The organism is Vibrio sp. 10N.261.52.A1 (assembly GCF_002876325.1).
Lineage (GTDB): Bacteria > Pseudomonadota > Gammaproteobacteria > Enterobacterales > Vibrionaceae > Vibrio > Vibrio chagasii.
In genome coordinates this window covers 1-3,324 of the sequence record NZ_MCYD01001107.1, presented here as the reverse complement: position 1 = coordinate 3,324, position 3,324 = coordinate 1, and the positions used below count along the sequence as shown (strand labels likewise).

4 protein-coding genes are annotated in these 3,324 nt (G+C 42.7%); 1 reads left to right on the top strand and 3 read right to left on the bottom strand.

The features are described from left to right. The first annotated feature begins 84 nt into the window (after nucleotides 1-84). Nucleotides 85-996 carry an Rpn family recombination-promoting nuclease/putative transposase gene (locus BCT81_RS23720; RefSeq protein WP_102426063.1) on the top strand — a complete coding sequence of 304 codons (912 nt, stop codon included), beginning with the start codon at nucleotides 85-87 and terminating at the stop codon, nucleotides 994-996. A gap of 183 nt (nucleotides 997-1,179) precedes the next feature. On the opposite strand, the gene BCT81_RS23715 is transcribed toward BCT81_RS23720, so the two are convergent. The 3 genes from BCT81_RS23715 to BCT81_RS29460 all read right to left on the bottom strand — a co-directional run bounded on the left by BCT81_RS23715 (nucleotide 1,180) and on the right by BCT81_RS29460 (nucleotide 3,133). Then, the gene (locus BCT81_RS23715; protein WP_102426062.1) at nucleotides 1,180-1,515 is read right to left on the bottom strand and encodes a hypothetical protein; all 336 of its coding nucleotides are present in this window, start codon (nucleotides 1,513-1,515) and stop codon (nucleotides 1,180-1,182) included. 277 nt (nucleotides 1,516-1,792) lie between these two features. After that, entirely contained in the window at nucleotides 1,793-2,647 is an 855-nt protein-coding gene (locus BCT81_RS29465; protein WP_198596953.1) for a PLP-dependent aminotransferase family protein, read from the bottom strand. A 9-nt stretch (nucleotides 2,648-2,656) separates the two neighbouring features. Then, nucleotides 2,657-3,133 (bottom strand): GntR family transcriptional regulator, encoded by a 477-nt coding sequence (locus tag BCT81_RS29460; protein WP_198596952.1) that lies wholly within the window; start codon nucleotides 3,131-3,133, stop codon nucleotides 2,657-2,659. Nucleotides 3,134-3,324: the final 191 nt, after the last annotated feature.

Below are 3,324 nucleotides of genomic sequence, written 5' to 3'. Positions count from 1 at the left end.
CCCTGGAATTAAGCAACCATGATGGAGAGGGAAAGATATGATAACTATAACAAGAGGTGGCTTATTTGATGTTAAGGGAGTGGTATGAAAAAGACGACGCCAACTCCACACGATGCGCTTTTTAAGCAGTTTCTCACTCATCCTGAAACTGCTAGAGACTTATTGGATATTCACCTGCCTGCTGAGCTGCGTGAAATCTGTGATTTGACGACCCTAAAACTCGAATCAGGTAGTTTTATTGAAGAAAGCTTACGGCCTTACTATTCGGACGTTCTTTATTCTCTTAAAACGTCTCAGGGGGAAGGGTACGTTTATGCATTAATCGAGCATCAGAGTCGGTCTGATAAACACATGGCGTTCAGACTGATGCGCTACGCTATCGCCGCTATGCAACAGCATATTGAAGCGGGTTATGAGCATTTGCCTTTGGTGATCCCTTTACAGTTTTACCATGGCCAGGTCTCGCCGTACCCGTATGAAATGAATTGGTTAAAAGGTTTTGCTAATCCTGTTGTGGCTAAGGCGCTCTATACTCAAGATTTTCCATTGGTCGATGTCACGGTCATCCCCGATGATGAGATAATGCAGCATCGCCGTATCGCGTTACTTGAGCTTGTACAAAAACACGCGAGGCATCGTGATCTTCTGGAGATCATGGAGCCACTGGTCACATTGTTGTTAACCGATTACACTACAGATAAGCAAATACAGTCATTGATGAGCTACCTACTTCAAGTGGGTGAAACGAATAACCTAGAAGCGTTAATTACGTCTTTGGCCTCATCAGTACCCAAACACGAGGATAGGCTTATGACTATTGCAGAACAATTGCGTCAACAAGGCGAGCAACGTGGACTCCAAAAAGGGCGTCAAGAAGGACGTCAAGAAGTAACCTATGAGGTGGCACGTAAGATGATGCTTAATGGTTTGGATCAAGAAACCATTATGGCTGTAACAGGAATGAGTAAAGACGAACTTGCACAACTTCCTCATTAACCTGGCCTTGTAGAGCGGGGCTGGTCAGGCGCAAAAGAGGCCATATTGACCTTTTACAGAGATTTACTCTTTTGAGATTCAGCTACATTTATCACTATTTTACTCAAGGGTTAATGACTCTTAACTTTTCTGCTCATATTGCTATCGAGCATCCCATCATTGATAAAGTGTCAAAGTCCAAGATCACTGCTCTAAAGCCCGTAAAGCCTCACCGAGTAGGTCTTCTGGCGAAAGGGTAGAGTGGGTTTTCATGATACTGTCGACTCTCCTTGTAGAGAAAGAGTGACAAGTTTTCTCTTTACCATCAAAGTCCTCTTGCCTTCTGCCGTATGCAATGTAGATATTAGTGAAAGTACACTCTCTTTCGCTCACTGAGCAGTTAATTTGGCTGAGTTTTTTTTGAAGACCTGCAAACATTCTGTCGAGGCTTTGGTCACTATTTGCCTTAGTAAAGTGACCATAGATTTCAGAGATAGTGCTCTCTATTGTGAGCTCAAACCTATGTAATTCATGTTTCATTTAAAATAGCTCAAGTATTATTGGGATTCTGTCATACATACTATAACCAAAGACAATTGAAAGTGATTGGTTAATTAAATTAATTTAGTAAGCTTTGATTGTCTTTGCTATCAGCTCTTGTCGGTCAAACCAACAGACTTCCAGTTGCAAAAGGCATTGTTGTAACTCGCCTTGATTCGGGACGAGGTGCTGACTGAGATTTGGATAAAAATTTGCTAATTTAGCGGCTCATGAATAACTACAGGTTTTGAAAAGTCGCTTAATGAAAAATCCAATCTTACTGGGACAGATCAGAGTTATCAATAATGCAGTTCTTGACAGTCTGTAATGCTGTTCGCAAAGCTGCTGGACTAACTGAACCAAGCGCAATTCTGAGTGCATGAGGGACGACTTTGACCACGCAAAACGGATCAGCGGTAGAGACCGAAATATTGTGTTTAATAAGTGATGTAGTCACATGGTCTGACCGAACCCCCTTATTTAAAGGAAGCCAAATAAAATAAGATGAAGGATGACTAATGTAGTTAAGTGGACTGAGAATCTCCTTCGCTAAACGTTGGCGCATTCTAGCATCTACTCTTTTCTTTTCCTCTAACTGTTTAACCACACCCTCTTCGACCCAATTTCTGACTATGGCTGTTAATAACGATGGTGTGTTCCACGTTGTCGCCCGGATTGCTCTTTCTAGATCTGCTCTTAGCGCTTGTGTCGCCATGATGACACCAACACGAAGTCCCGTTGCAACATTCTTTGAAAAACCAGTGATGAGTACTGTTCTTTCAGGGGCATGGTGATAAATCGGTAATGGAGGGTTGTCGACCAAATAACCGTAAGCGGTATCTTCAATGATTAGCAAATTATAGAGTCGTGCAATTTCTGCTATCTCCATGCGTTGTCGTTCACTCAAGACCCAGCCTAACGGGTTATGTAAGGTTGGCATCGTATATACGGCTTTGATTTTTCTTTGTGTGCACAGATGTCGAAGTGCCCGTAAGTCTGGTCCCTCAGAATCGAATGGAACAGGGACCAACTCAATATGATAGAGCTGGGCTAACGCTTTAAAACCAGGATAAGTAAGCGCATCGACTGCAACCACATCCCCCGGCTGTAGTAACCCCAATACTGCAACCATTAAACCGTGTTAAGCCCCGTTAACAATGAGCAATTCATCGGCATTAAAGGTCATACCGTGTTTTGAGAAGTGGAGTGCAAAGATCTCGCGGTCATTCGTCGAACCAGCATGGGGGGAATAAAGAAGGTGAGTATCGATCCCGCCGGATAGTGACAAAGTGCGTAGTGCATTCCGCAACAATTCACCTTGCTCTGGTAAGGCTGGATAGTTGAAGTTCAAATCCACTATGTCAGAGGCTATCATTTGCTGATCCATGCCATGGTTTGTCGGTAAGCTAATGTCTCTGACAAATGTGCCTCTTCCAGTCTCTCCACAGACTAGACCCATCATCTCTAACTCAGCATAGACCCTTGTAGCCGTTGCTAATGAGATCGATTCTTCTACAGAGAGTTTTCGATGTGTCGGCAACTTCGTCCCTGCGTGTAATCGGCCAGCTCTAATTGCGTCCGCGTATCTATCGACAATGTTCTTGTATTTCGCTTTCACTAATAAACCTTATAACCTTCTGAATTTTAACGCATGGTGCTGTTTACATGCTCTAGTCTTTTTACAAGATAACTACTCTTGAAACAAGTCTTTAACGCTGAAACTCATCGCTTGATGCAGTTGGATTCTTTTAAGTTCACCTTTATGAATGTATCAATAACGATTAAATGACAATTTATCTATTGTAATAG